Annotated in this window: 21 protein-coding genes and 1 riboswitch; of the genes, 10 read left to right on the top strand and 11 right to left on the bottom strand. The window is 65.0% G+C overall.

What is annotated here, in order from left to right; translation table 11 throughout:
• Positions 1–48 precede the first annotated feature (48 nt).
• On the bottom strand, positions 49–669 hold the full coding sequence (locus ACTOXK_RS01400) for a TetR/AcrR family transcriptional regulator (protein ID WP_482279829.1): 621 nt from the start codon (positions 667–669) through the stop codon (positions 49–51).
• Positions 670–1,037: 368 nt separating this feature from the next.
• On the opposite strand from ACTOXK_RS01400, the gene ACTOXK_RS01405 reads away from it, so the two are divergent.
• Positions 1,038–2,150 (top strand): endonuclease/exonuclease/phosphatase family protein, encoded by a 1,113-nt coding sequence (locus ACTOXK_RS01405; protein WP_482277183.1) that lies wholly within the window; start codon positions 1,038–1,040, stop codon positions 2,148–2,150.
• A gap of 124 nt (positions 2,151–2,274) precedes the next feature.
• On the opposite strand, the gene ACTOXK_RS01410 is transcribed toward ACTOXK_RS01405, so the two are convergent.
• Positions 2,275–2,829 (bottom strand): DJ-1 family glyoxalase III, encoded by a 555-nt coding sequence (locus ACTOXK_RS01410; RefSeq protein WP_482277184.1) that lies wholly within the window; start codon positions 2,827–2,829, stop codon positions 2,275–2,277.
• A gap of 142 nt (positions 2,830–2,971) precedes the next feature.
• On the opposite strand from ACTOXK_RS01410, the gene ACTOXK_RS01415 reads away from it, so the two are divergent.
• From ACTOXK_RS01415 to ACTOXK_RS01425, 3 genes are all read left to right on the top strand, one after another.
• Entirely contained in the window at positions 2,972–3,229 is a 258-nt protein-coding gene (locus ACTOXK_RS01415) for a DUF3791 domain-containing protein (protein WP_482277185.1), read from the top strand.
• 45 nt (positions 3,230–3,274) lie between these two features.
• Positions 3,275–3,514 carry a hypothetical protein gene (locus ACTOXK_RS01420; RefSeq protein ID WP_482277186.1) on the top strand — a complete coding sequence of 80 codons (240 nt, stop codon included), beginning with the start codon at positions 3,275–3,277 and terminating at the stop codon, positions 3,512–3,514.
• A gap of 180 nt (positions 3,515–3,694) precedes the next feature.
• A complete protein-coding gene (locus ACTOXK_RS01425; RefSeq protein ID WP_482277187.1) occupies positions 3,695–4,996 on the top strand; it encodes an ATP-binding protein in 1,302 nt (433 codons plus the stop codon).
• Positions 4,997–5,018: 22 nt separating this feature from the next.
• Here ACTOXK_RS01425 and ACTOXK_RS01430 read toward each other — a convergent pair whose 3' ends face one another.
• The gene (locus ACTOXK_RS01430; RefSeq protein ID WP_482277188.1) at positions 5,019–5,648 is read right to left on the bottom strand and encodes a DapH/DapD/GlmU-related protein; all 630 of its coding nucleotides are present in this window, start codon (positions 5,646–5,648) and stop codon (positions 5,019–5,021) included.
• Between the two features lie 41 nt (positions 5,649–5,689).
• The gene (locus ACTOXK_RS01435; RefSeq protein WP_482277189.1) at positions 5,690–6,127 is read right to left on the bottom strand and encodes a hypothetical protein; all 438 of its coding nucleotides are present in this window, start codon (positions 6,125–6,127) and stop codon (positions 5,690–5,692) included.
• Positions 6,128–6,426: 299 nt separating this feature from the next.
• Between ACTOXK_RS01435 and ACTOXK_RS01440 the strand changes: the two genes are divergently transcribed.
• Complete coding sequence (locus ACTOXK_RS01440) at positions 6,427–7,971, top strand: response regulator transcription factor (RefSeq protein WP_482277190.1); 1,545 nt, start codon at positions 6,427–6,429, stop codon at positions 7,969–7,971.
• 374 nt (positions 7,972–8,345) lie between these two features.
• Here ACTOXK_RS01440 and ACTOXK_RS01445 read toward each other — a convergent pair whose 3' ends face one another.
• The 5 genes from ACTOXK_RS01445 to ACTOXK_RS01465 form a co-directional block, all read right to left on the bottom strand.
• Positions 8,346–10,055, bottom strand: a complete 1,710-nt coding sequence (locus ACTOXK_RS01445) for an FAD-dependent oxidoreductase (RefSeq protein WP_482277191.1) — start codon at positions 10,053–10,055, stop codon at positions 8,346–8,348.
• 281 nt (positions 10,056–10,336) lie between these two features.
• Positions 10,337–10,666: a helix-turn-helix domain-containing protein gene (locus ACTOXK_RS01450; protein ID WP_482277192.1), complete on the bottom strand. Its 330-nt coding sequence runs from the start codon at positions 10,664–10,666 to the stop codon at positions 10,337–10,339.
• Positions 10,666–11,088, bottom strand: coding sequence for a type II toxin-antitoxin system RelE/ParE family toxin (locus ACTOXK_RS01455; RefSeq protein ID WP_482277193.1), 423 nt, complete (start codon positions 11,086–11,088; stop codon positions 10,666–10,668). Before ACTOXK_RS01455 ends, ACTOXK_RS01450 begins: the two co-directional genes overlap by 1 nt.
• A 225-nt stretch (positions 11,089–11,313) precedes the next feature.
• Positions 11,314–11,439: a hypothetical protein gene (locus ACTOXK_RS01460; protein WP_482277194.1), complete on the bottom strand. Its 126-nt coding sequence runs from the start codon at positions 11,437–11,439 to the stop codon at positions 11,314–11,316.
• A gap of 30 nt (positions 11,440–11,469) precedes the next feature.
• Positions 11,470–12,630 carry an aldo/keto reductase gene (locus ACTOXK_RS01465; RefSeq protein WP_482277195.1) on the bottom strand — a complete coding sequence of 387 codons (1,161 nt, stop codon included), beginning with the start codon at positions 12,628–12,630 and terminating at the stop codon, positions 11,470–11,472.
• A 210-nt stretch (positions 12,631–12,840) separates the two neighbouring features.
• Between ACTOXK_RS01465 and ade the strand changes: the two genes are divergently transcribed.
• Positions 12,841–14,658, top strand: coding sequence for an adenine deaminase (gene ade / locus ACTOXK_RS01470; protein WP_482277196.1), 1,818 nt, complete (start codon positions 12,841–12,843; stop codon positions 14,656–14,658).
• Between the two features lie 54 nt (positions 14,659–14,712).
• Here ade and dtd read toward each other — a convergent pair whose 3' ends face one another.
• The gene (gene dtd / locus ACTOXK_RS01475; RefSeq protein ID WP_482277197.1) at positions 14,713–15,159 is read right to left on the bottom strand and encodes a D-aminoacyl-tRNA deacylase; all 447 of its coding nucleotides are present in this window, start codon (positions 15,157–15,159) and stop codon (positions 14,713–14,715) included.
• Between the two features lie 208 nt (positions 15,160–15,367).
• Here dtd and ACTOXK_RS01480 point away from each other — a divergent pair, with 208 nt between their 5' ends.
• Both ACTOXK_RS01480 and ACTOXK_RS01485 read left to right on the top strand, forming a co-directional pair.
• On the top strand, positions 15,368–16,309 hold the full coding sequence (locus ACTOXK_RS01480; RefSeq protein ID WP_482277198.1) for a gamma-glutamyl-gamma-aminobutyrate hydrolase family protein: 942 nt from the start codon (positions 15,368–15,370) through the stop codon (positions 16,307–16,309).
• Between the two features lie 91 nt (positions 16,310–16,400).
• On the top strand, positions 16,401–17,162 hold the full coding sequence (locus ACTOXK_RS01485; protein ID WP_482277199.1) for a DNA/RNA nuclease SfsA: 762 nt from the start codon (positions 16,401–16,403) through the stop codon (positions 17,160–17,162).
• Between the two features lie 183 nt (positions 17,163–17,345).
• Here the strand turns inward: ACTOXK_RS01485 and ACTOXK_RS01490 are convergent, their stop codons facing one another.
• Positions 17,346–18,713, bottom strand: a complete 1,368-nt coding sequence (locus ACTOXK_RS01490) for a Na+/H+ antiporter NhaC family protein (RefSeq protein ID WP_482277200.1) — start codon at positions 18,711–18,713, stop codon at positions 17,346–17,348.
• A gap of 141 nt (positions 18,714–18,854) precedes the next feature.
• Between ACTOXK_RS01490 and ACTOXK_RS01495 the strand changes: the two genes are divergently transcribed.
• Both ACTOXK_RS01495 and ACTOXK_RS01500 read left to right on the top strand, forming a co-directional pair.
• Positions 18,855–21,527, top strand: a complete 2,673-nt coding sequence (locus tag ACTOXK_RS01495; RefSeq protein WP_482277201.1) for a DEAD/DEAH box helicase — start codon at positions 18,855–18,857, stop codon at positions 21,525–21,527.
• Positions 21,528–21,700: 173 nt separating this feature from the next.
• Positions 21,701–21,818, top strand: a riboswitch (glycine riboswitch).
• A 63-nt stretch (positions 21,819–21,881) separates the two neighbouring features.
• Positions 21,882–23,339, top strand: coding sequence for an alanine/glycine:cation symporter family protein (locus ACTOXK_RS01500; RefSeq protein ID WP_482277202.1), 1,458 nt, complete (start codon positions 21,882–21,884; stop codon positions 23,337–23,339).
• Positions 23,340–23,489: the final 150 nt, after the last annotated feature.

Below are 23,489 nucleotides of genomic sequence, written 5' to 3' on the forward strand. Positions count from 1 at the left end.
GCCGGGCGGCAAACGTAACCGATTCGCCACACCGCTGCCGACAAGTCCCTAAGCCGGCTGCTCCAAGTGCAGCATCTGGGAGACGATGGCGATGAGCACCTCGTCATCGGCGTCGGGATGGGAGCGCAGATAACTCACGAGCCCCACGATGAGCACGTAGAAAGTCTCGTAGAGGTGGTCGGATCCGTCGCCGTACTTCTCCTGGCCGGCCAGGGGGTGCGACACCATGAACTCTGCGCCCTGGGCGGCAAAACGATTGAGGAAGTCCAGGTAGAGCGCCGCGTTCTCCTGGGTCGAAAGGGCCATGCGGAACGTATTCTTCTCGAAGAGCACCATGCGCATGATCTTCACCATCGTGTGCAGCGATTCGTCGGTCTCCTGCACCGCACGGCTCTCGCTCCAGTGCTGCATGGCCTCGATGAAGTCGGTGATGTACTGATCGAGCACCGCCGAGGTCACTTCCTCCTTGTTCTGGAAGTAGTGGTAGAACAGCGAACGCGTCACTCCCACATGGTTGGTGATGTCCTGGATGGAGGTGTGGGCCAGGCCCTTCTCCTCATAGAGCTCGCGGGCGGCCACGACGATCTCGGCCGAGCGCTTGGCGGTGTCGTTGCTGCGGAGGACCTCGCGGGTGGCGCCGGCGCGCCTGTTCTTCCGTACCGATTGCATGGATCCTCCTCCGCCCGCATGCCCCGCCGAAACCGACCGGGCTCATTGAGTCTTAGCTGTGAAACGACTATACGTCTGCACAAATTTATGCCACCGCTTCGTAAGTTCTCTGTTACCGCACTGTCATTAACTGTTGACAGACTGTGCAGAAACATCCATAAAAGGCAAGAACTTTTCCCCGATCACCTTAGATCAAGGTTCAAGAATCCGCGTTCAGGGGCCATGCCGTCACATCGGGCTGAATCACCCCCTGTACTTGACTCCTTTTCAGCGCCGCAATGGCTCCCAGGGGTTAGAATGGGATTCCCTACCATAACGATTGCTCACCGAGCGCGTCGTTGTGCAACTGCTCAAGAAGGGAGCATCCCGTGGCTCAAAAGATTCTCAAGGCCGTGGCCATCGCCCTGGGCGCCCTGCTGCTGGTCGTGGCCGCCTACATCGCCTACGTCGTGCTGAGCTACGAGCGCCTCGGCGACGAGCTGTCCCTTGCGGTCGAGGCGCCGCTGGCCGCCGAAGACGCCGCCCCCGGCGCCGTGGAGACTGGCGCCGAGCTCGCCGTTGTGGCGGCGAACATCGGTTTCGGGGCCTACAACCGCGACTTCGACTTCTTCATGGACGGCGGCACCGGCTCGGTGGCCGCCAGCGCCGAGGTGGTGCGCGAGGACGTCATCGGCACGGCCGAGGCCGTCCGGGATCTCGGCACCGACTTCGTGCTGTTCCAGGAAGTTGACGTGGACGGCACCCGCAGCCACCATGTGGACGAGTACGCCCTCCTGCGCGAGCAGTTCCCCACCGATACAGCCGTGTTCTGCCAGAACTACGATTCGGCCTTCCTGGCCTGGCCCCTCTACGCACCCCACGGGGCAAACCGGGCGGGACTCGCCACCTTCTCGGCCTTTCCCGCAACTGATGCCGTACGCTACCAGCTGCCCATCTCGGAAGGATTCGGCAAGTTCCTCGATCTGGACCGCTGCTTCTCGGCGACCCGCGTGCCGGCAAGCGACGGGCGCGACCTGGTGCTGCTCAACGTGCACCTGTCGGCCTACGGGACCGATGCCGCCATCATGGCGGCCCAGCAGGAACGCCTGTACGACGTTATGGTGCGCGAGCGGGAAGCGGGCAACTACGTCATCGCCGGGGGCGACTTCAACCACGACATGATCGGCGCGTCGGGCGAGGTGTACGGCAACGCCGTGGATGCGGTGGAGAGCTGGGCGAAGCCCTACGACTTCGAGGGCGTTCCCGCCGGCTTCACCGTGGCCGCCAAGGCGAAGTTGGACGAGTACGGCACCGAGGCCTTCCCCGATGCCGCCACCTGCCGCGACGCCGGGCGCCCCTACGACGGCACCAACGACCGCTGGGTCATGGACACTTTCATCTACTCCGACAACGTGGAATGCCTGGAGTACGCCACCGTGGACTTGGACTTCGCTTACTCCGACCACAACCCCGTGATGATGCGCTTCAAACTGGGTGCCTAAGAACGCGAAGCGGGGCGGCGGAGAACCGCGCAGAGCCTCCGCGGCTCAAGGTCGGTCCGCAAAGAATACCGGCGCTCCGCTGGATCCGCCCAGCGGAGCGCCGCAATGGTTTGGGCTGCGTTTCCTACCGCACCAGCATCCCGGCGGCTACAGTGTCGGCGGCCTCATCGCCAGCGAGGGTGCGCAGCAGCTGAATGCCGAAGGGCAGCGCGGTGCCGGGGCCCGTAGCGGTGATGAGATTGCCGTCGACGCACACGGCCGCATCAGCCTGGTACACGCCGGCCGGCCAGCCCTCCTCGCAGCTCGGGTAGCAGGTGGCCTTGCGGCCGTTCAGCAACCCGGCGCGGGCCAGCAGCATGGGGCCGGCGCAGATGGCGGCCACGAGCTCGGCCGCTTCCATACGGCGCGTCAGCTCGGCCATGACCCGGGCGTTCTTTCCCAGATTGTCCACACCCACCAAGCCGCCGGGCACCACGGCCATGGCAAAGTCCGTCAGGTCAAGGGCGGAAAGCGGCGCATCGGCCACAAGCGTCACCCCGTGGGCCGCGCGAATCGTCAGATCGTCCTCGATGCTCGCGAGCACCACCTCCACACCGCCGCGCCGGAGCACGTCGGTGGGAGCCACCACTTCCAACGGCTCGCAACCATCGGCCAGAAACACCACCACGCTCGCATCCATGGGAACCTCCCTTTCGAGAACCGAACATTGCACGGCTCCTATTGTAGGGCAAGGAAACTTTCCGTCCGATCGCAAAAGCCGACTGTCGAGGCAGCCGTTACAATAGATGCTAGTCCAACTGCAATTCTCAAGGGGAGACCCCATGTCGCCACGACAGCCCGACATTGCCGATATGAAGTGCTGGCTCTTGCGCCTGGCCCAGAAGCGCTGGAACCTGCCAGCCGCCGAGATCGCACGAATCTTCCGTCACGCCGGCGTGTACGCCTACATCTCCGAGCTTTATGACCTGTTGCATCTGAGCAGCTATGATCGAGCGCTTGATGACGTCGAAAACTACCTCGCCGCAAAAGGATGCTCACCATGCCGCCGGACCGACTTGAAGACCAGTACTGTTTTCTGACGCCGGCGGCCATAGCATGTCTGGAATTCAAAGGGAGCGAACCCTATGGGATTTGACGAGGAGCTGGTAACTGACGCACAGCGCGAAGCCTGCGCGGTGGAGGTCATGCGCACCATGCTGGAAGACTGGTGCGACGACACGGGCGCGTCCTTCGACGAGGCCCTTGATGCTTTCGCCTCGTCGCGCACCTACGAGCTGTTGTTCGATTTCTCCTCCCGTCAATGGGCCGAAGGCCCCGACAACCTCCGCTTTGTATGGGAGCGGGAGCGGAAAACAGCTAGCTGATCCGCTTGGCCTCGCCCGGAGCCCTCTCGCCGAGGCCGACGGATCACCACAGCACTATCTCCCATTACGCCCTGATTTGTGTGAGTTTTAACACTTTTACGTCCTTGTTATTGTGAATTTATTCATTTTTACGTCCTTGTTTTTGTATACTTACCAAAAAACTGGATGAGGAGGATGTCGATGGAACGTTTTCTCATGCGTGACCTCGAAGCATGGCGCGAGAACCCCCGCAGGAAGCCCCTTATCATCAACGGGGCGCGCCAAGTGGGAAAAACGTGGCTCATCAAGGAGTTCGGAAAACGCCATTACAGAAGCGTCGCCTACGTGAACATGGACAACAACTCGGCCATGCGTGATCTGTTCGAGGCGGGGTACGACGTCGATACCCTCATCGCCGGGCTCCAATTGCAAACCGGCGTCGCCATCGACCCCGACTCGACCCTCATCGTGTTCGACGAGGTTCAGGAAAACCCTAAGGCGCTTACAGCCCTCAAGTACTTCGACGAGGATCCGCGCGGTTTCTCAGTCGTAGCCGCAGGTTCTCTGCTGGGGATCCTCCTCCAAAGCGGAACGGGTTTCCCCGTGGGAAAGGTGGAGACGCTCGACCTCTTCCCCCTCAGCTTCAAGGAATTCGCCTTGGCTGTCGAGGGAAGGGAATTCCTCGCTTCACTGCAGAGCCCAAACCCGGCCCTCATCCAGGCGTTCAAATCGCGAGCGATTGCCCTTTTGAAAACATACTATTTCGTCGGGGGAATGCCCGAGGCGGTCAGCGTATTTCTCGATCGTCGAGACTACGATGCCGCGCGCGCTGTCCAAAAGCGAATCATCGCGGACTACGAGCGCGATTTCTCCAAGCATATCCCCCCTCGCGAAGCCGAGCGGGTTTTCGCTGTCTGGGACTCGGTCGTCACCCATCTGTCCCAGGAAAACAAGAAGTTCATCTTCGGACGCCTCGCGAAAGGCGCGCGGGCGAAGGAATTCGAAAGCGCCCTCACGTGGCTTCGGCAAGCCGGTCTTATCTACCGGGTTCCGCGTGTGGCCAAGCCGGGCATACCCCTCAAGGCTTATCGCGATCCGGGCGCATTCAAGGTGTTCCTGCTGGACGTGGGCCTGCTCGGTGCCATGAGCGACCTCGACAGCGCGAGCATCATCGAAGGCAATACGCTGTTCGAGGAATTCAAGGGAGCCCTCACCGAGCAGTACGCGTGCCAAGAGCTCATAGCGAACTGCGGGCTTGCCCCCTATTACTGGTCTGCCGAGAACTCCCGAGGGGAGCTGGACTTCCTCGTGCAATCAGCAGGTACCGTCTACGGCATCGAGGTGAAGGCCGAGGAGAACCTGCGCGCTAAGAGCCTTCGCAGCTTCAAGGAGAAGTACCCCGATATTCAAGCCCGGCGCTTCTCGCTTTCCGACTATCGCGCGCAGGATTGGCTCACTAATGTGCCCCTCTACCTCATGGGGAACACAGCCCTCTGGTTGTAGCGAAGAGCTTTCCGAAGCCGATCTATTCGAATCGGATGTCGACGAAACCAGATCCCACCGTTGCGGCTAAATCCTTCGGGTTTTCCACCTCAATCCGTTTGATGACGCGGGCCGGCACACCACCCACGACGGTCATGGCCGGCACGTCCCGGGTGACGACGGCGCCGGCGGCCACCACGGCGCCATGACCGATGGCCACGCCCGGCAGCACCGTGGCGTTCGCGCCGATCCACACGTCATCGCCGATGCGGATCGGCGCGGGGTGTAAGTCGGCGCGATGGGCCGGATCCATGCCGTGGTTCAACGTGGCCAGCACCACGTTCTGGCCCACGAGCATCCGATCTCCCAGGTAGATGCCGCCCTGGTCCTGAAACTTGCAACCGACGTTGATGAACACGTCCCGGCCCAGGTGGATGTTCTTGCCGCAGTCGCTGTTGAATGGCGGGAAGAGCGCAAAGCCCTCGGGCACGGGCCGGCCGGTCAGCTCGGCCATGAGCCCACGCAGCTCTTCGGGCGTATGGTAGCGATTGCTGATCTCCATGCAGATGCGAATGACCTCCTGGCTCACCTGGTGCATGATCTGGTGTTCCCCGGAGCCGCCGACCACGACGAGACCCCCATTGAGGTGGTCGAGATAACCTTGCATATCCATAAGGCATCCCTTCAACGAAACAGGGCGATCCGAAGGCCGGCTCAAGGGGAGGAAGGGTCACCCCCATTATGCTGCATCCTGTCGCACAAGCGCCAATACCCTCTTCTCATACTTTTCCATACCTGCAGGGCATACCCCTCACTCGCCGCCCACGATCCTTCGGAGCTCTTTTCCCCAAGCGGCGTGTCAGGCAGAGGATAGACGCCCCAAACATCCGCACCGGGGAAGACCAAGCCCTCGTAGCTGGGGCGCGCACTATGCTCGACTTCGAGTACGAAATCGAGCTGGCCCGCATTCAGGCAATCGAGCAGCGCAAGCGAGCCGGCGGCCGCGTGCACGGGGTTGTTGCCGTGCAGAACGATGAGATCGCTCTCCAGCATGCTCAGACGGTCGTTGGTGCCCATGATGCCCGGCTCGCCGCCCGCGTTGTCGAAGCCGAAGGGGCGCAGACGAACAAGGGTCGCCAGGGCGGCGAACACCTCAGCCGGTCCCATGGACATCTTCGTGCGCGGCTTCTACGATTTAAGCGAGGTACGCAGCCCCGTAGACTCGCACGCCCTGCCCCCCACTCTGGAATCGGCCCGGGGCCTCGTCTAGCGCAAGACGATGGTCGCCCGTCAGGCCCAAGCCTTCCTCGAGGCCCTACGCGAAGCGTGCACCGAGAATGAGTGAGAATGCCACGGGAAGCGCTCCTTCCCGGTTGCCACGGACCCCCAGATCGAGCACTCCGCGCCGCTTCAGGTACAATAGGGGGACTTTTACGAGGAAGGGTGATGGGATGGTCAAGGACGAGCCCCGGGAATGGGTGCCGCTGCGGCAGCTGGGATGGGCGTTCCTGCTCGCCTGGGTGTTCTGCGTGTTCTACACCAATGCCGCAGGAGTGTTGTGCGATGGGACCGGCGGCGCGGCGGTGCAGGGCAACGATAGCGCCGTCGCAAGCTCGGTCGCCGGAACGCTGTTCTACGTCACCATGCCCCTGGCCGCCTCGGTGGCCACCCTCATCGCCATCGTCATCGCCGAGCCCCGCTTCGGCTCGCCCACCGACCATCGGCGCCTCATCGTCGCCGCGCCCCTGCTCACGGCGGTCAGCACGCCGCTCATGTTCGTGGCCGCCCCCGACCCGCTGGCCAACGCTCTGCTCTTCGGCGCGGGATCGGTGGCCACGGGCATCGGAAGCGCCCTGCTGTGGGTCATGTGGGGCGCGTACTACGCCGTGCTGCCGCGGGAAAAATCGGAGCTGCTGGCCCCGACGTCGGCCGTGTCGGCGGCCCTCATCGTGCTGCTCGTATCGGCCATGGACGGCTGGGTCTCCATCGCCGTGGCGGCAGCGCTGCCCCTCCTGTCGGGGCTTTGCTTCTACCTCGTCTGGACCCCCGAGGCCGAACGCGCCGAACGTCGGCTCGCCCGGGCGCGGGGCGCTGCCACCAGTCCAAACCCCGCGCCCCTGGCCGGGCTCGGCCGCACGGGAGCGGGCATTCTCGGAGTGTTCGCCGTCATCAGTATCGCGGGCATGCTGCATCCCGAGCGCATAACGAGCCTGCCGCTGCAAATCATTTTGTTGTTCTGCGCGGCCATGATGGCCGTGGTGGCGCTCATAGCCGTATCGGGCCCGCGCCGCATGTCCCTGTTCTTCCTCTACCGCTGGATGTGCCCCACCCTTGTCATCGGGCTTTCGGCCGTCATCCTCTGGGGCGAGGCGGGGGCCATTGCGGCGGTGGCCGCCTCCCTGGGCGGCCGCTTCACGTTCTGCCTCATCGCCCAGGTCTATTTCGCGAACTACGCCGCCGCGGGGCGCGCCACCCCGGCCCAGTCCTCGAGCCTCGGCTGGCTGTTCGTTCACGGCGGCGACCTGCTGGGCGCCATGCTGTGGGTCGCCCTCGAACCCGTGGTCACTCTGCTGCCGGGGGGCATAGCGGCTACGGCCGTGGGGTGCATCGTCGCCCTCGTCACCGTCACCATGCTCGTCATGGGCGACACCGCCACTTTCCTCCGGGTTCCGGAAGAACAGAAAGACGACCTCGACAAGGCCCCGACGCCCGACTCGAGCGACGATGCAGCTTCCGCCCCGCTCCCTTCCGACAATTCGGCCCGTACCGCCCCCGAGACCGGAGGCGCCGAGCGCGTCGCCGAGCTCGCCCGCGCCGGCGGCCTCACACCGCGCGAGACCGAGGTGCTCGCCCTGCTCGCCCAGGGCCGCTCCATCCCCTACATCCGCGACGAGCTCATCATCAGCCGCGAGACGGCGGCCACCCACGCCAAGCACATCTACGCGAAGCTCGGCGTGCACTCCCGCCAGGAGCTCATCGATCTCACCCAACGCTGAACTGCAACGAAAATGACGGTTCTCGTAGTTTCGAAGCCGTCTCCCAAGGGCTCATTGCGATAGGCGTGCTCGTTTTCCCAGGTCGCGTGTTTTCAAACAGACTCCTCGACATCCGGCGACTACGAGAACCGTCGTTTTCTTTGCAGTTCAGCGCCCTCACTTTCCGAAAGTCCTCCCCGTAACGGAAGCGGAGGACGTTTGACCGACAGCCTCGAACACAAAGGGGCTTCCCCGAAGGGAAGCCCCAGAACGATCGCCTGCGGGGAGGGAGAGCAGGCGCACGATCGACTGATTGCGCCGCAACACCGCCGGGCGGAAGGGCGCGAAGATGACCCCGTGCCGCCTTTGCCCGGCGCTCGTCGCAGCGGTTCGCCCTATGCCACGCCGAGAGCGTGCTTGGCGGCGATGCGGGCGAAGGTGGCCACACGGCCGGCGTTGATTCCCGTGAAGTTACTCGGATAGTTGTGCGGGTAGAAGCCGCCCTGGTCGTTGCCGCACACGTACAGACCCTCGATGACCGTGCCGTCGCCCTTCAGCGGCTGGGAGTTCACATCGGTGATGACGCCGTGGATGGTCACCAGGAGCTCGCCGCCGATACGGGCCGCATAGAAGGGCGCGGTCTCCACATCGGACAGGCGGTAGGCCGGCTTGCCGAAATCGGTGTCCTCGCCGGCGGCCACCAGGCCGTTGTAGCGCTCCACCGTGGCCAGGAACGTGGTCTTCTGATCGGCGTCGAACTCCATTAGGTCGGCCAACTCCTCCAAGGTGTCGGCCTTCTTCAGCGTGCCGGCCTCCAGACGCGGGTTCAGCCAGAACTCGTCCAGATGCTCCTTGCTCATGGCCTCGCAGTCGTACACGTCGGCGTTGAAGGCAGTACCGGAGGGCGCCGGGTACAGACGCGAGCAGCCGCAGGTGTCGAACTGGGCGATGTCCTCCCAGTAGTTGCCGTCCCACACGATCCAGCTGTAGTGACGCGGCTGGTTGGCGCCGGCGGCGTAGCTCATGGGATAGCACTGGTCCTCGTTCATGAAGCGCTCGCCGTTCACGTTCACGTGCAGGAAGGGCTGGCTGCCGGGCAGGAAGATGTCGCCGCCCATGCGGTCCTCGTTGAACTCGAAGCCGTCGGGCAGGATGGCGCGGTTCCAGATCATGCAGGCGCCGCCGGCCTCCAGCTCGGCCCCGGCCCAGAGAGCCATGCGGATGCCGTCGCCGGTCTCGGTCACGGAGTCGCGCAGGGCGCACCAGGCGGAATTGCCCGGGGCCAGGTCGGCCAGCATCTCGTTGTTGGCGCCGTAGCCGCCGGTGCACACGATGACGCCCTTGGCGGCGTTCACCTGGATGAAGCCCTCCTCAGTCTCAGCGACAACGCCGGTGACCTTGCCCGCCTCGTCCACGACGAGCTGCTGGGCCGGGCACTCGAAGCGAATCTCGCCGCCGAGATCGTTGGTGAACACGTCGGCCATGACCTCCAGGTGCGCATAGGCGTTGTAGTTCGGGCCGTCGGGGTTGTACTCGCCGATGCAGGGGTTGTAGCACATGGCCGGATAGTAGGCATGCGGGTCGTCGGGCGCGTGCCACTCGAAGGGGAACAGCATGCCCTTGGGACCCAGGGTGTCGGCCATCCACTCGATCATCTCGCCGGACTTCTCGGCCCAGGTCTTGTACATGAGCATATTCGCATCGCCGGACTGGGTCATGTTGGCGTGGTTCAGCAGCGTGGGCACATCCACCTTGTGGTCGGGCGCCAGCTTGGAATTCAGTGCGCCGATGGCCTCGCGGGCCATGGCGATGGTGCCGATCTTCTCCAGCACGACCACCTTCGCGCCGTTCTGGGCCGCCGTGGTGGCCGCCACCAGACCGCCGTTGCCCGCGCCCACCACGACGATGTCGGCATCCACGGTCTCGATGAACTCGGTGGGCATCTCCGGCTTATCGCGCCAGCTGGTCGCCTTGCCGGTGTCAGCCGTCTTCGCGTTGCCCTCGGCCGAGACCTGGGGCGCGCAGCCCGCCAGGCCCATGGCCGCCAGAGCACCGGCCGCAGCCGCGCCGGTCAGAAATCCACGACGGGAAAGATTGGTCTCCATGGTGTCCTCCTCTAAGAATCGGTTCGCGCCCGCCCCTCCCACGGGGAACGGTGCGCATCCGGCCCTCCCACAAGCGAACCGAACGACACGCATCTTAGCGAAGGAACCCGAGGGCGCACATCGCCCGCATTCGGGTATTCACCCAGACGCCACCTGGGAAAACGCCAAATATACCCGAGAACGGGTGAGATAAATTCAACCCGATTGAAACGCGATCTGGCCCAGCAGCCGACGCGCGCGAGCGCGGATGAGCGCGCTCGAAGCGGCGGGACGCGCGGCCTCTAACAAGCCACCAGCGGAACGGGCAGCGACTTCACCGTGCCGTCGGCCGTGGGACATTCGATCTCCACCTTGAGCCTTCCGCCGAGGGCCGCCGCATAGCGCTCGAGCGTGCTGAGCTTGATGGCCCCGGCCCGCCCATGCTCTATCTCGGAGATGCGCTTCTGACTCACCCCCATGCTCTCGGCCAGCTGCACCTGCGTAAGACCCGCCTGCTTGCGTATCTCCGCCAACTCGTAGGCCTCTATCTGCGCCAGCAGCTTCTGCTTCTCGCGCTCAATGCCAGCACGATCAACGTTGTACTCTTCAATAAGATCGTCAAGGGTATACATCAGCGCACCTCCTTGTTCAGCGAGTCCAAATGCTCTTGGTATAAGCGATCCGCCTGAGGCACCGCCCGTTGATACCATTTGCGCCACCGCCCCTGCTTGTCGCCAGCCAGCAGCAGGATGGCATGACGCAGCGGATCGAATGCAAACAGAATACGCAATTCCGTACCTCTCGGAGACGCCGGGCGCAATTCCTTCATGTTAGGAAATCGGGAACTTTGCACCTCGCCCACAAAAGGCCGTTTCAAGTTCGGACCTCGCTCTGAGAGAAGCTCAATAGCCGCAGCCACCGATTCCCGAGTTGGCCGGTCAAGCGTTCCGTACCATTTTCGGATACGGCTTGCATCCACGTTCCACTTGATTATACGGTTTTCAGTATAGAAGTCAACAGGTATATTATTTGTCTGAGACTTTACGTTGCCCATAGTACCCCCTCCCGGACGAAGGCTGTCCTTCCGAGAAGAAGTTAGGGCAATGCCCAGCCATATAGAAACATTTGTTCTATTATAGCATGCATACTTTCATTCTGGAAGAGCCCTGTGGCGCAATCGCCAGCGAGGGTCTCCGCACCGCTTTGCGGAAACACCTTATTCCCGATGGAAGTCATTCCCACTTTGGGCAGGAATCGGCTCTTTCGGATGGGAGGTGCCTCAGCCGGCCGCATCCCCACGCGCATCGGCGCCGCGCTCCTTGGTCTCCCAATTCGCGAAGGTCTCCCGGTAGCCGCGGCGCGGTACGAAATAGTTCGCAGAGGGCTCGATGATCTCGCGAAACACGCGCTTCTCCTCGCGCGCCTCGGGCGCCCCCTAGCAGCCGAACAGCGCGGCGGCCTTCTCCATGCGCTCGGGGATGGACACGCCGAAGGGGCAGCGGGGCTCGCACTGGCCGCAGGCCGTGCAGGCCTCGGCGGTCACGGCCATGGCCTCGTAGTGGGCCCGCACCGAGGCGGGCGCCGAAGCCGCGCCGTCCCCGACGGCCATCTCGGCCAGGTCGTAGAACTTGTTCGCGAGCGCGATGTTGATGCCCACGGTACAAGGGGCGCAGTGGCCGCAGTAGGTGCACTGGCCCATATAGGCGTGCTTGGGGGCGCCGGCCAGCACGCTGGCGTAGTCGCGCTCGGCGGCTGTGGCCGTCTCGTAGCCCAAGGCCTCGTCAAGCTGCTCCACGGTTTCCACGCCCACCATGATGCTGGCCACGGCCGGGCGCGTGAGCGCGTAGTGGATGCACTGCACCGGCGTGAGGGCCACGCCGAAGGGCGACGCATCGGCGGAAAGCAGCCGTCCGCCCGCGTAGCCCTTCATCACCGTGAGGGCGGTCTCGGTCGCCTCGGCCCGAGCGTACAGGGCAGCGCGCACCGGCTCGATACCGTCGCCGCCCACGTTCTCGTAATCGCCAAACAAATCTTCCAGATTCTCCGAGGCCGGCATCATGTCGAAGGCCGGATTCAGTGAGAACATGACGACCTCGATCTCCGGATCGTCGCAGGCCAGAAGCGCCACTTCGGGGTTGTGAGTGGAAAGGCCGATGTGGCGAATGCGCCCGGCGGCCAAAAGCTCGCGCACGTATTCGATGAAGGGACCGTCCATGATGGCGCGGAACTCATCGCAGGCATCCACGTAGTGGATCATGCCGATTTCCACATGATCGGTGCGCAGACGCGCAAGCAGGTCCTCGAAGGCGGGGCGCACCTGGGCCATGTCGCGGGTGCGCACGTACTGGTCGTCCTGCCAGGTGCTGCCGATGTGCCCCTGGATGATCCACCCGTCGCGCGTGGGCGCGAGCGCCTCGCCCAGGGCCGAGCGCACAACCGGGTCGCTCATCCAGCAGTCCACGATGTTCACACCCGCCGCCGCGCCCCGGGCGGCCATGGCATTCACCTCAGCCTGTTCCATCTGGCCGATCCACTCGGCGCCGAACCCGATGACGCTCGCCTCAAGGCCCGTGCGGCCCAGCTTGCGGTATTCCATGGTGCTCCTCTCGAACGAATTCCCCGTCTTTCCCATTCAACCATGTAGAGTTAACTCCAGGTCAACGATTATAGCGTGAAGCCCTTCTGCATTATCCATCATTGACGTCCCGTCGCCTACGGGCGAGCGTACACTGGCACCATCGGACAAGCGCGGGCTGCCACCGATGCGGCCCCTCATCCGCCGGCCCGCGAGCGCTAAGGAGGCGCCATGCTGAACCATTTCTGCAAGCAACCGCTCTGGGAGTGCACCCGCACCCTGGCCGCCGTGGCCCAAGGCCAGGTGCCGGCCGACACCGTCATCACCAACGCGCGGCTCGTGAACGTGTGCACCGCCGAGATTCAGGACGACATCGCCGTGGCCATCGCCTGCGGGCGCATCGCCTACGTGGGGCCGAGTGCCGAGCACTGCATCGGCGCGGACACCCTCGTGATCGATGCTGCGGGCACCTTTATCGCCCCGGGCTTCCTCGACGGACACATCCACGTGGAATCTTCCATGCTCGGCGCCGGCGAGTACGCCCGCGCGGTGGTGCCCCACGGCACCGTGGGCATCTACTGGGACCCCCACGAGGTGTGCAACGTGCTGGGACTTGAGGGCGTGAAGGTGATGATGGACGACGCCGCCCGCACCCCTTTGAAGGCCATGGTCACCACCCCCTCCTGCGTGCCGGCCGTGCCCGGTTTCGAGGACACGGGTTCCTTCGTGGGGCCTGAGGAAATCGCCGAGTCCATGACCTGGGACGGCGTGGTGGGCCTTGGCGAGATGATGAACTTCCCCGGCGTGCTGGCCGGCACCGATCATGCCCACGGCGAGCTGGCCGAGACGCTGAAGGCCGACAAGGTCATCACGGGCCACTATTCCATCCCCGAGACCGACCAGGGGCTGAACGCCTACATCGCCTGCGGCGTGCGCTGCTGCCACGAGTCCACCCGCGCCGAGGACGCCCTGGCCAAGATGCGCCTGGGGCAATACGCCCAGCTGCGCTACGGCTCGGCCTGGCTCGACCTGCCCCAGCTGGCCGCCGCCGTCACCGAGACCGGCATCGACACCCGCTTCGCGAACCTCATCTCCGACGACACCCACCCGCACACCCTGGTGGCCCACGGGCACCTCGACTACATCCTGCGCATGGCCGTGGCCTGCGGCATCGATGTGATCACCGCCATCCAGATGATGACCATCAACACCGCCACCTGCTTCCGCATGGAACACGAGCTGGGCTCCATCGCGCCGGGCAAGTGCGCCGACATCGTGTTTCTGGACAACCTGGAGGATCTGAACGTCACCCGCGTGCTCATCGACGGCGATGTGGTGGCCGAGAACGGCGCCTGCACCTTCGATCTGGCGCCCTTCGACTATCCGGATTGGGTCACCCATTCCATGCACCTGGGGCGCACCATCACCCCCGACACCTTCCGCGTGGAAGCGCCAGCGGGTGCATCCGACGGCGAGGCCGTCACCGTGCGGGCCATCGAGCTTCTGCCCGGATCGGTGCCCGACCGCGAGGCCCACGTAGCCCTCACCGTGCGCAACGGTGCCCTGGAAAGCGACCTTGACCAGGACGTGCTGAAGACCTTCGTCTTCGAGCGCCACCACGAGACGGGCACCCACGGCGCGGGCTTCACCAAGGGCTTCGGCATCAAGCGCGGCGCCATGGCCTCCACCGTGGCCCACGACGCCCACAACCTGCTCGTGGTGGGCACCAACGACGAGGACATGGCCCTGGCTGCCAACACCCTCGCCGAAGTGGGCGGCGGCCTGGTCGTCGTGGCCGACGGCGAGGTGCTGGGGCTCGTGGAGCTGCCCATCGCCGGGCTTATGGGCGCGCTGAGCGCCGAGGAAATGAGCGCGAAGGTGCATCACCTGGAGGACACTTGGGCCGAGATCGGCTGCACCATGCCCTCCCCCTTCATGACCATGGCCCTCATTCCGCTCGCCTGCCTGCCCGAACTGCGCCTCACCAACCGGGGACTCGTGGACTGCACCACCTTCCAGTTCACCGATCTGGCGGTGGACGGGGAATAGCCCCTTCCGAATGCCGAGCGGGCCCCGACCGAAGCCGGGGCCCGCTTCCCTGCCCTACAACGTGTCGGTATCGAGCACCAGGGTGAAGGGGCCCCGGTTCACCAGGGCCACGTCCATCATGGCGCCGAACTCGCCCGTGGCCACGGTAAAGCCGTCGGCGCGGGCCAAATCGGCGAAGTACTCGTAGAGCCGTCGGGCAATGGCCGGGTCGCCCGCCTCGGTGAACGAGGGACGGTTGCCCTTCTTGCAGTTGGCGTACAGCGTGAACTGGCTCACCACGAGTACTTCCCCGTCCACGTCAGCCAGGCTCAGGTTCGTCTTACCCGCCGCATCGTCGAACACGCGCATCTTGGCGATCTTGCGCCAGAGCCGATCGGCCTCGGCCTCGGTGTCCCCGTGTCCCACACCGAGCAGGATCAGAAACCCCTTGCCGATGGCGCCCACCTCTCGCCCCTCCACCGTCACGCTCGCCTCGCTCACGCACTGCACCACCGCCCGCATGGGCACCTCCTTCGTCTATGGCCCCCATTCGCGCTCCGCAGGCCCGCTTCCGGGAAGCCCCGGGCCGGCCGCTGGGCGCCGAGGCCCTCTCGTCTTCCCCATTGTAGCCCTTTACCTGCGCCAATGGCACGAGACGGGGCGGGGCCGTTGCCGCCGGGGCCCGTCGGTGGTATGTTCTTGTCCGACCAATGCGACCGAGGGGGACCCTGTGATTATCGGCATCACCACCACGCTCAACGAGGCCGACGGCTTCCAGCGTGTCAACGTGGAGTACATCAACCGCGTGGCCGCCACCGGGGCCGCGCCGCTGCTGCTCACGCCCGTGCGCGGCGGGGCCGAGGCGAACCGCGCCCTGGCGCGACGGGTCATCGATGCGGTGGACGCCCTGGTCATCACCGGCGGCGGCGACGTGCACCCCCGCTACTACGTGCCCGACCCGGCCAAGAGCCGCGATGCCCTGAACATGGACGATGTGGCGGCCCTCGGCTGCGGATCGGCATCCCATTGCCGCTCGACGGGAGCCCGAGTGCCCTTCTGCGGCCACAACGCCTCGGAGGAGGCCTTCCGCCAGGCCATGGGCGGCCCTCCGGGTCCCGATGAGGTATGCGCCCTCGACGGACGCAACGTGCTCACCGACCCGGAGCGCCCGGCTGTGCCCTGCCTGTCCGACCTGCTCGCCGTCAGCGAGGATCGGGACGGCTTCGAGCTGGAACTGGCCCGGCTGGCCCATGAGCGGCAGCTTCCCTGCCTCGGCATCTGCCGCGGCATGCAGGTGATGAACGTGGCCCTGGGCGGTAGCCTCTACCGCGACCTGTACAACTGCGGCGTCACCGAGCGGGGCCATCGCCAGGAACCGCCTTACGACCGCACCACTGATACGGTGACCATCGCCCCGAACACCCTGCTGGCGGCCTCCCTCGAAGCCGAGGGCCCCTTCGCCGTGAACTCCATGCACCACCAGGGCATCGATCACGTGGCCGAGGGCCTCACGGTGGCGGCCCGCTCGGGCGATGGCGTGGTGGAGGCCGTGGAAGACCCCCGCCGTCGCTTCTACCTGGGCGTGCAGTGGCACCCCGAGTACCTCGACCGTCACCGCGGCCTGTTCGCCGCCCTGGTCGACGCGGCCCGCTCGAGGCTCGCCGTTGCGTAACGGCTCAGCGGCCGACCGCTGCCCCGCCTCCTCCCGCGCCGGCGGTGCGCTACCCTGATTCCGGAAAGCAACCGCGACGGAAGGATTCTCCGTGGCCCTCTATGAATCAACGGCGGCGCCCCTTCGCTTCCCCGAGCCCCTGCGGGAAGGGGTCGTCCTCGCGCGACCGAACCGCTTCATCATGGATGTGGACTTCGACGACGGCATTCCCGTGCGCTGCCACTGCCCGGCCGTCTCGCGCATCGGCGACCTGGATCTGACGGGGCGCCCCTGCCTGGTGTCCGATTCCCACAACCCCCGGCGCAAGCTGCCCTTAACCGTGGAGGCCTTCTCGCTGCAGCGACCGGAAGACCCAGCCAAACGCTGGATCGGCATCAACCAGAACGCCTCGAACCGCTACGTGGAGCACTTCCTGCGCGAGGGCGCCTTCAAGGCCATCACCGGGCCCGTGCATCAGCTGCGCCGCGAGGTGCCCCTGGACTCCTCGCGCCTCGACTTCCTCGTGAACGAAAACCAGTACCTGGAAGTGAAGACGCCCCTCGTGCAGATCCAGACCGCCATTCCGCCTTGGGTGCCCACGGTGCCGCCGGCCCCCTTCAACTCCACCGAGCGCGTCCAGCGCCATCTGCGCGAGCTGGCCGCCTCCCTCCAGCACAACGAGCGGGCCGTCATCCTGTACTGCCTCTACTACGCCAACGACGGCTTCCGCTATTACCACGGCACCACCTACGAAGAGATGCTCGCCTGCGTGGATGCGGTGCGCACCGCCGGCGTGGAACTCTGGCAAGCCGACTTCACCATCACGCCCGAGGCCGTGGCCCTCGCCAGCTACCACCCGCTGGAAGAGTGGTAGCGAACGCCGAGCATCGCACGAATGCTCCCCGACCGATAGCCGCCCCCTGGCAGGCAGCCGAGCGCGCCGGCCAATGGCCCCCGGCAGATAGCCAGCCCCAACGGCCACCCCTGTACGCACAAGAAAAGAGGCGGCCTCGCGACCGCCCCTGCATCATCGGGTTCCCCAGTGTGCCCAGAGGTCCTAAGCCTCTTCGGCTACTTCCAGGACCTCTTCCTCGAAGGCCGTGTGATCGGGCTCGTAGCCGCGGTTGTCCGGCACGAGGAAGATGAACACGAGCGAGCTCAACAGCAGGAAGAACGGGTAAAACAGATAGGGCATGACCTGGAAGGCCGATACCGAGAAGCCCAGCTCGGCGCAGGCTGAGATGGCCACGAGCATCTGGGCGCCGTAGGGAATCACGCCCTGGAACACGCAGGAGAACGTATCCAGGATGGACGCGGTCTTGCGCCGGGAGATGTCGTAGGTCTCGGACATCTCGTGGGCGATGGGATTCGCCATCACGATGGCCACGGTGTTGTTGGCCGTGGCGATGTCCATGGCGCCCACGAGCAGGCCCATGCCCAGCTGGCCTCCCTTGCGGCCCTTGAACACGCGCTTGATACCGTTGAGCAGGGCCACGAAGCCGCCGTTCTCGCGAATAAGCGCGCAGATGGCGCTCACGAGCACGGCCACCATGGTGGTCTCGAACATGCCGGCGGCCCCGGTGCCCATATTCCCCAAAAGATCGGTGGCCGCCACCGCACCCTCGGCCACCACGATGATGGAGCCGGACAGAATGCCGAGCAGCAGCACCACGAACACGTTGATGCCCAGAATGCCGCCCACCAGCACGATGAGGTACGGGATAAGCTCGATGAGGTTGTAGTCGTTGTGCACCGTGCCCGAGATGTCGGAACCCAGCGACAGCGCCAGGATGAGCACAAGGGTCACGATGGCCGCGGGCAGGGCGATCTTGAAGTTCTCGCGGAACTTGTCCTTCATCTGGCAGCCCTGGCCCTGGCAGGCGGCGATGGTGGTGTCGGAGATGAACGACAGGTTATCGCCGAACATGGCACCGCCCATGACCGAGCCCACGCACAGCGGCAGGCTGAAGCCGGAAGCGGCCGACACGGCCACGGCGATGGGGGTGATGAGCGTGATGGTGCCCACCGAGGTGCCCATGGAGATGGACACGAAGCAGCTGACCACGAACAGCACGGCCACGGAGAACTCCGCCGGAATGATGGACAGCATGAGGTAGGCCACCGACTCGGCCGAATCGCGGCCCACGGTGCCCACGAACACGCCGGCGGCCATGAAGATGAGGATCATGGTCACGATGGTCTTGTCGCCGATGCCGCGGCCCATAATCACCAGTTTGTCATCGAAGGGCAGCTTGCGGTTCTGGAAGCAGGCCACCAGCAGCGCGATGAGGAAGATCACCACGATGGGGATGTTGTAGAATCCCATGGAAATGCCCATGCCGTACTCGAACAGAATGCCGAGCCCCAGATACAGCACGAGGAAGACCCCGATTGGCAGCAGCGCCGCCACATTTCCCTTTTTCACGTCGAACTTCACCTTCTTCGTCTCTGAAAAAACAGCCCGCCTATAGTACACCACAAAAACCGCTGCCGATGCGTCATCTTCTTCACGCGGCCCTTACTTATAATAGATGGCGAAACATCGCCCCATCAGAACGGACATCCCATGGACAACCCCGCCGAGAACCGCGCCGAGGAAGGCGTCTACGAGACCCCCGACGACAGAGCCGCCGCGGCTGCCGAAGCCGACGCCCGCACGGACGCCGACAACCCCATCGCGCCCGTCGACCCCTTCGAGCCGGGCTCGCTCGGCTGGCTGTTGCCCTGGGCTGAAACGGGCGAGGGCGACGTGCTTTCCCCCGATGAGGCCCTGGAAGTGTTCTTGGAATGGGTGGAATCTCGCGGGCTTGAGCTGTGGCCGCACCAGGAGGACGCGCTCATGGACCTGGCCGTGGGCGATTCGGTCATCCTGGGCACGCCCACCGGCTCGGGCAAGTCCATGGTGGCCCTGGGGCTGTGCTTCATGGCCATCGCCACGGGGCGCACCGCCTACTACACGGCCCCCATCAAGGCGCTCGTGTCCGAGAAGTTCTTCGACATGGTGGACGTGCTCGGCCGCGACAACGTGGGCATGATCACCGGCGACAGCACCATCAACACCGAGGCCCCGGTCATCTGCTGCACCGCGGAGATCCTCGCGAACCAGGCCCTGCGCGAGGGCGCGGCGTCGAAGGTGGCCTGCGTGGTGATGGACGAGTTCCACTTCTACGCCGACCCCGACCGCGGCTGGGCCTGGCAGGTGCCCCTGCTCACGCTGACGAACGCCCAGTTCCTGCTCATGAGCGCCACCCTGGGCGACGTGAGCGACATCGCCGCCATGCTGGAAGAGCGCACGGGACGGCCCGTGGATCTCGTCACGGACGCGCCGAGGCCCGTGCCCCTGTCCTATGACTACACCTTCGAGACCTTGGAGGCCACGGTGGAGCTGGGCCTGCGGGCCGGTGAGGCACCCATGTACATCGTGCACTTCTCCCAGGACGAGGCGCTGAAGAACGCCCGGTCGCTCGCCAGCTACGGCGTGTCGGACAAGGCCCAGCGCGAGGAGATCAAGCAGGCCATGAGGGGCACGAAGTTCACCACCCCCTTCGGCAAGATCCTCCAGCGCCTCCTGGCCGCCGGCGTGGGCGTGCACCACGCGGGCATGCTGCCGCGCTACCGCCTGCTCGTGGAGCGGTTGGCCCAGCAGGGGCTGCTGCCGGTCATCTGCGGCACCGACACGCTCGGTGTCGGGATCAACGTACCCATCCACACCGTAGTGCTCACCCAGCTCACGAAATTCGACGGGCAGAAGATGCGGCGCCTGCGCTCGCGCGAGTTCCACCAGATCGTGGGCCGGGCGGGCCGAGCCGGGTTCGACACCGAGGGCATGGTGGCGGCCCTGGCCCCCGAGCACGAGATCGAGAACCACAAAGCCATGATCAAGGCCGGCGACGACCCGAAGAAACAGCGCCGCGTGAAGAAGAAGCAGCCGCCCGAGGGCTTCGTCAGCTGGAACAAGCAGACCTTCGAGCACCTCATCGAGAAGCCGCCTGAGAAGCTCACGCCCCGCATGCGCATCACCCATTCCATGGTGCTCTCGGTGGTGAGCCGCGGGGGCGACGCCTGGGCCAACGTCCACGGGCTCATCGCCGACTCGGCCCAGAGCGCCGAGGAGAAGATCAAGCTGAACGCCCGGGCCGACGAGATCTTCGCCACCCTGCTGGAGGCGGGCGTGGTGGTGCGCGGCACCGCCGAGGACGGCAGCCCCGCCTACGAGCTGACCGTGGAGCTGCCCGAGGACTTCGCCCTGGACCAGCCCCTGTCGCCCTTCCTGCTGGCGGCGCTTGACCTGCTTGACCCGGAAAGCCCCGACTACGCCCTGGACGTGATCTCGCTCGTGGAGGCCACCCTGGAAAACCCCGCCAAGGTGCTGCGGGCCCAGGAGCGCAAGGCGCGGGACGCCGCCATGGCCGCCATGAAGGCCGACGGCGTGGAATACGAGGAGCGCCTGGAGCGCCTCGCGGAGATCACCTATCCGAAGCCCTTGGAAGAGCTGCTCGCCCACGCCTTCGAGCTGTACTGCCAGAGCGTGCCCTGGGCCCGCGATTACGAGCTTTTGCCCAAGAGCGTGCTGCGCGACATGGTGGAGACGGCGAGCGACTTCAAGACCTACATCGGCCGCTACGGCATCGCGAAGTCAGAAGGGACGCTGCTGCGCTACCTGTCCGACGCCTTCCGCGTGCTCGTGCGCACTCTGCCGCCCGACGTGCTGGACGACCGTTTGCGCGACATCATCGCCTGGCTCGGCTTCATGGTGCGCACCACCGACTCGTCGCTCGTGGACGCCTGGGAGAGCGCCGGTGCGCTGCCCGAGGCCGGAGCGCCCCCGCAGGCCGCCGACGCCGTGGTGGCCGACCGTCATGGGCTTGAGGTCATGGTGCGCAATGCGCTCTTCGCCCGCGTGCGCCTGGCCTCGCTGGATCGCACCCGCGAGCTGGGCAACCTGGACGAGGAATGGGGCCACGGAGAGCGGGCCTGGGACGCGGCCCTGGACGACTACTTCGCCGAGCACAACGAGATTCGCATCGACGGCGATGCCCGAAGCGCCGCCTACCTGGTCATCGACGAGAGCCCGGAGGCCGAGGCGCACCTGTGGCACGTCCGTCAGATCTTCCTGGACGAGGACGACGCCGGCGACTTCCGTATCGAGGCCGACGTGGACCTGGACGCCACCCAGGAGCAAGGCGAGGTCATCTTCAAGAACTACCGCGTCGGCTTCGTGGAGGACTTGGCGGAATAGCGACCTTTCGCGGACAATGCGGGGCGGGGCGCAACGTTGAGCAAAATAGTTGTTGATTGACGGGCCGTCGAAGCGTATAGTGGCCTGCGTCAATATTTCTGTGATGTCTTCGGGATGCCCGAGCGACCGCAAGCCGAGAGGCGCGACGCGGGCGCAGCCGGCAAACCGGAGGCGGAGAAAACTCTGGAGAACTCTTAAGTGAGTGCCGAAGGTGCAAGGCCCCACCCTGCGGGGACGGCTTCCCCCGGGAAGCGGGCCGAATCTCTCAGGCAAACGGACAGAGCGATGACGCGACCTTTTCGGCCGGCCACGCATAAGTTCCCCCGAGTTTTCTCGCTGAGAGGAGGGAACGCCGTGGAAGAGGCACTACTTGGTATCGTTACCACCATCAACAACTATCTTTCCAACTACATCCTCATCATTTTGCTGCTCGGCATGGGTATCTGGTTTACTGTGCGCACGCGCGCCATCCAGTTCCGCTGCTTCGGCGAGGGCTGGCGCCGCGTGTTCGGCGACTTCAGCCTGCGCGGCGGCAACCAGGGCGGCGGCATGACCTCGTTCCAGGCCTTGTCCACCGCCATCGCGGCCCAAGTGGGCACCGGCAACATCGTGGGCGCGTGCGGTGCCATCATCGTGGGCGGCCCGGGCGCCATCTTCTGGATGTGGATCATCGCCCTGTTGGGTATGGCCACCAACTACGCTGAGGCCGTCATGGCCCAGAAGACCCGCGTGGTCGATGCCGACGGCACCGTGCACGGCGGCCCGGTGTACTACATCACCACAGCCTTCAAGGGCGGTCTGGGCAAGTTCCTTGCCGGGTTCTTCGCGGTGGCCATCATCTTGGCCCTGGGCTTCATGGGCTGCATGGTGCAGTCCAACTCCATCGCCGAGACCATGAACACCGCCTTCGGCATTCCCACCTGGGTCATCGGCCTGGCCGTGGTCATCCTCGCGGGCATCGTGTTCATCGGCGGCGTGTCCCGCCTGGCCGCGGTCACCGAGAAGATCGTGCCCATCATGGCCCTGCTCTACATCCTGGGCTCGCTCGTGGTGCTCATCATGAACGCGGCGAACATCCCGGCCACCTTCGCCCTCATCTTCGAGTGCGCCTTCAACCCCGCCGCCACCGTGGGCGGCGCCACCTTTGGCATCATCGCCGCCATCAGCCAGGGTGCCAAGCGCGGCCTGTTCTCCAACGAGGCCGGCATGGGCTCCACCCCCCACGCTCACGCCCTGGCCGAGGTGAAGAACCCCCACGAGCAGGGCGTTGTGGCCATGATCGGTGTGTTCGTTGACACCATCGTGGTGGTCACCATGACCGCCCTTGTGGTGCTGTCCACCCTGTACGTGGGCGACGGCATACTGGCCACGGGCGACTACGCCGCGCTGACCGCCGAGACCATCACCAAGACCAACATCGCCCAGATGGCCTTCGGGCAGTTCTTCGGCGAGGGCGCAGGCGCCTGGTTCGTGGCCATCTGCCTGCTGTTCTTCGCCTTCTCCACCATCCTCTCGTGGAACCTGTTCGCGAAGCTGAACGTGGAATGGCTCTTCGGAAAGCGCGCCGTGCTGCCCTTCACCGTCATCGCGCTGGTGTTCATCTTCCTGGGCTCGCTGCTGTCCAACGACCTGGTGTGGGAGCTCGCTGACATGTTCAACCAGCTCATGGTCATCCCCAATGCCATCGCACTGTTTGCCCTTTCCGGGGCGGTGCTGGCCATCGCCAACGCCAAGCACGACAAGTTCGCCACCGACGTGGCCGAGGAGCGCTTGGAAGACCAGGAACGCGCTGCCGCCAACCGCAACAAGTAAGCACGCGATCGCCTCATCGGTTTTTGCAAGCGGGCTGCCTTCGGGTGGCCCGCTTCTTTTTGGAAGGACCCAAGACGCACTCCGCGATCCGAGGGATTCACCCTCTCCCAGCAATAAACCGACGAGAGCGTCCTCAGCACGCAGATGAGA

It is taken from the genome of Adlercreutzia sp. (assembly GCF_056795635.1).

Bases quoted from the DNA above. Each gene is read 5' to 3' on its own strand.
- ACTOXK_RS01440 (WP_482277190.1), top strand. From the start codon at position 6,427: ATGGTCAAGGACGAGCCCCGGGAATGGGTGCCGCTGCGGCAGCTGGGA.
- ACTOXK_RS01445 (WP_482277191.1), bottom strand. From the start codon at position 10,055: ATGGAGACCAATCTTTCCCGTCGTGGATTTCTGACCGGCGCGGCTGCG.
- ACTOXK_RS01415 (WP_482277185.1), top strand. From the start codon at position 2,972: ATGTCGCCACGACAGCCCGACATTGCCGATATGAAGTGCTGGCTCTTG.
- ACTOXK_RS01420 (WP_482277186.1), top strand. From the start codon at position 3,275: ATGGGATTTGACGAGGAGCTGGTAACTGACGCACAGCGCGAAGCCTGC.
- dtd (WP_482277197.1), bottom strand. From the start codon at position 15,159: ATGCGGGCGGTGGTGCAGTGCGTGAGCGAGGCGAGCGTGACGGTGGAG.
- ACTOXK_RS01465 (WP_482277195.1), bottom strand. From the start codon at position 12,630: ATGGAATACCGCAAGCTGGGCCGCACGGGCCTTGAGGCGAGCGTCATC.
- ACTOXK_RS01430 (WP_482277188.1), bottom strand. From the start codon at position 5,648: ATGGATATGCAAGGTTATCTCGACCACCTCAATGGGGGTCTCGTCGTG.
- ACTOXK_RS01425 (WP_482277187.1), top strand. From the start codon at position 3,695: ATGGAACGTTTTCTCATGCGTGACCTCGAAGCATGGCGCGAGAACCCC.
- ade (WP_482277196.1), top strand. From the start codon at position 12,841: ATGCTGAACCATTTCTGCAAGCAACCGCTCTGGGAGTGCACCCGCACC.
- ACTOXK_RS01400 (WP_482279829.1), bottom strand. From the start codon at position 669: ATGCAATCGGTACGGAAGAACAGGCGCGCCGGCGCCACCCGCGAGGTC.
- ACTOXK_RS01495 (WP_482277201.1), top strand. From the start codon at position 18,855: ATGGACAACCCCGCCGAGAACCGCGCCGAGGAAGGCGTCTACGAGACC.
- ACTOXK_RS01410 (WP_482277184.1), bottom strand. From the start codon at position 2,829: ATGGATGCGAGCGTGGTGGTGTTTCTGGCCGATGGTTGCGAGCCGTTG.
- ACTOXK_RS01455 (WP_482277193.1), bottom strand. From the start codon at position 11,088: ATGGGCAACGTAAAGTCTCAGACAAATAATATACCTGTTGACTTCTAT.
- ACTOXK_RS01450 (WP_482277192.1), bottom strand. From the start codon at position 10,666: ATGTATACCCTTGACGATCTTATTGAAGAGTACAACGTTGATCGTGCT.